Raw genomic sequence first — 6,674 nt, 5'->3', positions numbered from 1 at the left:
TTTCACTCATTGTGTCTTAAGGTGAATTCTCTCCTGTTCCCCTGAATCATTATTTTAGGAGATTCGTATAAATGCTCAAGATTAAGAGAGAGATTTACCAGGCAAAAAGAATCTACTTATTAAATGAAAAGAATATTAAACAAGGATCAATTATTGCCGATTGAATTTATAAACAGCAACGGAAATTCGATTAAAATTGATAAGGTTGTAAAGATGACTGGATTAGAATACTTGTGCGGATTGATTGTACTGCTTTTTGGGTTTAATATTGGGTACTACGAAGCTGGTAAAGGCTTAACAAACGAAGATTTAAAAAATCTTTATAAAAAAGTTGCGGGTAAACTAAAAAAATAGACTGGCTCAAATATTTACGATTGCTCTAATTTCGTACAAAGTTTAAAAAAATAAAAAAGGCCCCAAACGATCATCCGAACTGATTCAGATGGTCATTTGATAAAACATAGTCGAAACTAAAGATACTTCATTGCCTTTTATTTTTTTATGATGAGCTCTTTTTAACGAGACTTACCACCCATAAAAGCAGCATTGCGCCTACCACGGCTGTTACAAGACCCATGAGACTGAATTCACCCCAGGCCACTGCAGAGCTAGTAATTTTATTATAGAGGAAAGAGCCGAGAAAAGCGCCGACAACACCGATAACGAGATTTCCAATTAACCCGAAACCTTTCCCCATAATTTTACCGGCCAACCAGCCGGCAGCAAGACCGAGAACCAAGAAAAGTAATAAACCAATCATAGCGTCCTCCCTTCAAATGAGTTAAATTAGTTTGGGGCCTTTTTATACTTCCGAATGGAAATATCTGCAATTTAAAGCAATCTGACCCAATAATACAAGGAAAAAATAAAAAATTTTCATTTTATACCGGCCTTGGTATTTGGCGCCCTGTCTTGCCAATAGGGTTTCGGTAGCGCTTGCTGGCGAGGCCAGACTTCATCTAAAGTGTCTCCGTTGTAAAGCCGGCCGTTTTTCATCACGTATTTTACACTATTTGTGTTGCGAATATTTTCCAGGGGATTTTGGTTTAGAATTATCAAATCGGCTAATTTACCGGGTTCAATTGAACCGAGGTCGTTACCAAAGCCAATTGCTTCTGCGCCATAAATGGTGGCCACCCGCAGGGCGTCATGTTCGGACAGCCCGCCCGATTGGATCGACCAAAGTTCCCAATGGTAACCAAGTCCCTGAAGCTGGCCGTGAGCGCCTACTCCGGCACGTCCTCCGGCAGCAATTAAATCTGCAACGAACTTTGCGTGTTTGTCAAAGACATGTTCATTCCGGTGGAACCAGCCAGCCGAACCCGGCCGGCTGCCTCTACGCAACGATTTTGATGCCAGTTCCGTATGCGGAGTAAAATGTCGGAGTTTCGCATCCCCAAAGACGTTTTCGGTAGCGTAGTAATAATTTTCGGCAAAAGGACCCCCGTAAGAAACAAGCAGAGTCGGTGAGTATGTGATACCGGATTTTACAAAAAGCTTTACAATGTCGCTGTAAATTGGCGTGATTGGCAACGCATGTTCCAGTCCGGAATAGCCGTCAATTGCATGAGTCAGATTAAGCTTAAAATCCAGGCCGCCTTCGGTTGTCGGCATCAGCTCCAGTTCTTTTGCCGCCATAATAAGCCATTGCCGCTGCTGCCGGTTGCCGCTCATGTACATTTTAAAAGTCTTGGTATCGTAGTAATCGCTGTAGCGCCGCAGCACATTTCGGGCGTGATCCAAATCCTTGATGGGCTCCCGCCAAAATACCCCTGGTCCGGTTGAATAAATACGCGGCCCGATCATGTTGCCGGTCTCGACAAGGTCTGCGTAAGAAAGGACATCGGTGGTTCCGGTTTGGGGATCGCGGGTGGTGGTCACGCCATACGCAAGATTTGCCAGATAGGTCCAGACTTGAGTGTTATGCACATTCCGGGAAGGCCTCATGTGCGCGTGCGTATCGACGAAACCGGGGATGATAGTTTTGCCCGAAACTTCTATTATTTTGGCGCCTTCCGGTACCTCAACCTCGCCGCGCTCACCAACGGCTTCTATGCGATGATTCTTAATCAAAATATCCGCATCTTCAATAATCTCATGATTCTTCATGGTAATAACCCGCGCGCCTCTTAGAACCAGATCGCCCCTGGGAATATCCCGGGTTGCCATAATTTCAATTCGTTGTTCATCCGGTTTGTACTTGGGTTTATCTTTCTTGTCCTTCTTTTTTTCCTCCTCCTCTTCACTTGTGGTGTCCGCTTTTGCCGCCGCTTCCAAACTGTCATCAAATGCCTGCGCCTGTTCCAGGTCGTAGGTTACAAAGGCATTGCCCATCGACCAGTGAATCTTTTTGGCGTTTGCGCTCCAGGCCGGAAATTGACCGCCGATTTCAGTTAACTTTCTGACAGGAAAGGCCGACTTCTCCGGCTTTGACACACTGATGGCTGGTGTGTCTCCACCAACATATGGGACGGTGACAGCATATAAATGATTATCTACCTGGGCCAGGGCTTGATCTCCTGTCGGCGCTTTTAAAATCAAACTTGCTGAAATAGGATCTGTTGAACCGGGAAGCTTTTCACCGGTTACTTTAACATGTTTCTTGATATCGGTGCCGTCCCAGCGCATTGAAATAAGACCGTCACTCGAACTATATGCATAAATACGATTTGCATCCTGGGTGAAATGCGGCGCCCTTCGTCCCTCAGTTGGGGCAATAACGGTGACGCTGCCGCCTTGAGAAGGAACGTAGATAAACTGCTCAGCAAGCCCGCCCAGAAAAAAGGCGATGGATTCCTGCAGATCGCGGGCTGATGCTCGAATCGCGACGATGCGTCTGCCGTCCGGCGACCAGGCTAACTGCCGGTAAACTGCGGCCATGTTTGTGAGCTGAACTGGATTACCGCCGGTGGCTCTGACTTTGTTAATATGCCCGCCCACTTCGTCTGACCAGGTTACGTAGGCGATCCATTTTCCATCCGGTGACCAGACCGGGTAGTGTTCGCCAACATTAGATTTGGTCAGGCGTTTTGGCGCCCCATTTAAATTCATGACCCAAAGTTTATCGAGCGCGGTGAATGCGATTTTTTTACCATCGGCAGACGGCACCGCCTCTCTGATTTGTCGGGCAATAAATTTAGGCTCGTCATCGATTTTGTAGTCAAACCGCACTTCGGGACCCAGGGCCAAATTCACATCGGCGGTGAAGGGAATATTTAGGGGTTCACTGCCATCAACGGCTACACGCCAGATTTTGCCGCCGTAAGAAATAATGATATTTCGGGAGTCGGGGGTAAAACTGTATCCGGGAAAAGCGTCCATCGTTGCCCGGGCTTCCTGGTCGTCCCGCTGCACGGGATAGGCGAGCCATTTTTCATCGCCCGTGGCTAACTCGCGAATCCGCAGTCCGGTTTGGTGTTCATAGCGGGTGGCGTAGACCAGCAGTTTGCCGTCCGGCGACAGAGCGGGCCGGATGGCGGAGCCAAAGCGCGAAGTCATGACGGTGCTTTTGCCGGTATCGCGGTCGTAGCGGGCCAGTTGGTACTGCGGAAAAATCGCGTTGTACTGCCAGTCGCCGCGGCGTTGGGCGTACCAAATATATCGGGCATCTTTACCAAAGGCCGCGCCAATGGTTTTCAACTGCTGGTTGCGGGGTTTGTCCTTCTCACTTTTGATTTTAATAAGCTGAACCCCGCTGCCGCCATCGAGGTGGAACAACCAGAGTTTGGCTGCGCCAAACCTGGCGGTGGCTTTGGAGGCCACAATGTAATTGCCATCGGGCGTCCATTCCGGGGAAAGGTGAAAGTCGGTTTTGCCCTTGGTGAGCTGGTTTCGCTCTTTGCTTTTCAAATCAAGCGTCCAGACGTTCTCGCTGCCGCTGCTGTCTGAAATAAAAACAACTCTTTCACCGTTCGGGCTGAACCGGGGCTGGACGTCGTAGGCCATGCCGCTGGTTAGCCGGGTTGCAGAGCCTCCGCTTATGGGCATGGAGTAGAGGTCGCCCAGCAAGTCAAAAACAATGGTCTTGCCGTCCGGGCTGACATCCAGTGAAATCCACGAGCCTTCCTCGGCGGTGAATTCAAGCGTGCGGCCCGGCTCCAGAGGCAGGCCTTTCTTCTCCTTTTTTGTGCTGTCTTCTTCGGCCGCTTTGGTTTCTTCTTCCTGAGCGAAACCGGGAGTCGAGTTTGCAAGTGTCACTGAAAATAAAAGTGTGAGAAAAATAACCAGGAATCTGTTGCGGGTGTTCATAGTTCCTCCGATTTGTAGAGCTTTGAATTTAGTGAATTAGGCCCTCATGTTGTTTTATCGACAACGCAGTTGTGGATAATTTTGATTAACGATCTTAGATTTGCGAAGTTAAGCATCCTTTTTAAAAGATCGCAAATCGGAGATCGCATATCGTAAATCGTATATTCTTGAGCTCAGAACTTGATATACGATATATGATTGATGTCCCGGACGTCCGGGATTACGATTTACCGTCAGCGCCTTTCTCTTTTCTCCATATTGGCTATTTTGGTCTCTATGCTTTTCACAAAAACCGAAACAAGCTCATTACATTCTGGGTCAAATGAGGATCGAGGTGCTTAACCATCCCCCAGCCCTTTTCCTCAATCGTCATTTTGCCAAAAAGTGGATGTTCAATCGATTCAGATTTTTCTTTGCCAGCTACAAATTGTGCCAATGCATCCAGCAGGCGCTTTTTCTCATTGGCAAAATCACAATCCTTGGTTTGTAAATACTGCGGATGAGTTTTTGTGTTCTTCGGATAGGGTTTCTCATTAACCACCATATTCCGAATCATGCCGCGAAACAGTTTAGCGATAAAGGGTGTGTTTTTCAACTCTTTTCCGTTTGTAACTTCCTGGATTTCGGAGCAATGCGCCAGCATCTGGGCAGCGGTCATTGTGCCCCATTGCGGCTGAGTTTCAGGAGTCAACTGCTCGATTCGGTTTAAACAGTCCTCATAGACCTCGCTTGAATAGAGACTCTTTTTCTCCATTTATTGATTCTCCATTTTTTTTAGCATTTCCGCAGCATTGGTATTATCGGGATTCAGCTCTAACGATTTCTTGTAATTCTTAATTGCCAGCTCTTTGTCGCCGTTTTTCATGTACCCTTCGCCCAGGCTGTCGTAAGGATTGGCGGCTTCAGGAAAAGCCGCAACGTTGAGTTTGAAAATTTCAATAGCGTCTTTGATTCTTTCTTTTCCCAGTAGTTGATACCCCAAGTTATTCAATTGTCCTTCGGAAAAAATGTAATCCTCCGGATTTGTGTCTTTTAGCTCCCGGTATTGTTTAAGGGCGGCCTCAACCCCGTCATCTAAAATCGTCGGAATCAAAGCAATGCGGATAGGTTTCCGACAGCCTCTTTCCGGTCTATCGCCGGTAACCCATTCGGTCCATGCAGAGAAAACCTGGCAATGCACATGCCTACCGTTCGAACCGTTGGTGACCACGACAATGCCTTCCCGGCTTTCGGGTATAATTTGAAAATAAGCCTGCCAGCCGCGATTCGAACCGCCGTGTCCCTTGCTGGTTTTTGCCTTTGGCAGCGACCTTGTTGAATACCCCAGCCCATAGGTGCCATTCGATGCCGGTGCTGGTGTGAGCATGAGTTCGATGGTTTCCGGCTTTAAGATGTTGCGCCCAGGTAGTTGTTTATCAGGACCTGCCAATGCAGCCGCTGCAAATGTCGCTAAATCCTCAACTGTTGTATGCAGACCTGCTGCAGCCTCCGCTGTAAAACGCGGATTAGGCGTGGGGTCACCCCAGCCGTCATAAGCCACGGAAGAACCGGCCAGAATTTCTTTAGTCAATCGATAATCACTGCGCAGCATACCCAGCGGCCTCAGGATCTGCTCGCGCATGTAATCTGCAAAAACCTGTCCCGTAGCTTCCTCGATCAGCAGTTGAGAAATCGTGTACCCGCCGCCGGAGTATTTCCATTTTGTCCCGGGCTCCATGATAAGATGCACATCTCCGGAGCCGTTTGTTTTGCCCGACAATGACTCCGCCACAGAAGGCAGGTTGTCATCCGGTCCAAAACCGGGATAGCCATGCAGCGATAACCCGGCCGTGTGGCTCAACAATCGCCGCACCGTCACACCCTCGTTATTGAATTCGGATTCAGGTAAATGCCAGCGCTTCAGGTATTTTTCTACAGGAACGTCCAGGTCCAGTTTACCCTGGTCAACCAGGCGCATGACGCCCCAGGCAGCCACTGTCTTGGAAATAGAGCCAATGTTGAAACCCGTTTGCGGTGTAACCGGCTGCTTTTTTTCCAGGTCTGAATAGCCGTATCCTTTTTTGAAGACAACTTCGCCATTTTGGATTAAAGCTACCGCCGCGCCGGGCACCAGGTTTTCCTGCAGCAGTTTTGGGACAATTGAATCGAGCCTTTGTGAGAATTTCTTTGCATCAGTTGCGCCTTCAGATGCCGTACCCGGGGTTTTGACCCAAAGACAGGTGAGGGCAATAAATATCGCTAAAGCAAGATTTTTGAGTTTCATTGAAAGTCTCCCGTTTAATGCATAAAATATAGTTATGACTTGTCTTCTATAACCATCTCCTCACCCGATTGGCATAATCTGTGTACACCGATCCAAAAGCCTTCGTTAAATACCGTTCTTCGGGGCGGATCACCAGCACGACCAGAAGCCAGAGAATGACGGG

General features: G+C 48.1%; 5 protein-coding genes. 1 reads left to right on the top strand and 4 read right to left on the bottom strand.

Annotated features, from left to right (window positions below; genetic code table 11):
• Positions 1-123 precede the first annotated feature (123 nt).
• Positions 124-354, top strand: coding sequence for a hypothetical protein (locus tag IH879_17175; GenBank protein ID MCH7676658.1), 231 nt, complete (start codon positions 124-126; stop codon positions 352-354).
• A 145-nt stretch (positions 355-499) separates the two neighbouring features.
• On the opposite strand, the gene IH879_17170 is transcribed toward IH879_17175, so the two are convergent.
• The 4 genes from IH879_17170 to IH879_17155 form a co-directional block, all read right to left on the bottom strand.
• Positions 500-757, bottom strand: a complete 258-nt coding sequence (locus IH879_17170; GenBank protein MCH7676657.1) for a GlsB/YeaQ/YmgE family stress response membrane protein — start codon at positions 755-757, stop codon at positions 500-502.
• Between the two features lie 119 nt (positions 758-876).
• Positions 877-4,248, bottom strand: a complete 3,372-nt coding sequence (locus IH879_17165) for a PD40 domain-containing protein (GenBank protein MCH7676656.1) — start codon at positions 4,246-4,248, stop codon at positions 877-879.
• A 283-nt stretch (positions 4,249-4,531) separates the two neighbouring features.
• Positions 4,532-5,002, bottom strand: coding sequence for a DUF1569 domain-containing protein (locus tag IH879_17160; GenBank protein ID MCH7676655.1), 471 nt, complete (start codon positions 5,000-5,002; stop codon positions 4,532-4,534).
• Positions 5,003-6,511, bottom strand: a complete 1,509-nt coding sequence (locus tag IH879_17155; protein MCH7676654.1) for a class A beta-lactamase-related serine hydrolase — start codon at positions 6,509-6,511, stop codon at positions 5,003-5,005.
• Positions 6,512-6,674: the final 163 nt, after the last annotated feature.

This window comes from candidate division KSB1 bacterium, assembly GCA_022562085.1.
In the GTDB taxonomy this organism is placed as follows: Bacteria; Zhuqueibacterota; Zhuqueibacteria; order Oceanimicrobiales; family Oceanimicrobiaceae; genus Oceanimicrobium.
Note: the sequence above shows the minus strand (reverse complement) of the source record. Positions and strands in the feature narration are given on the sequence as shown.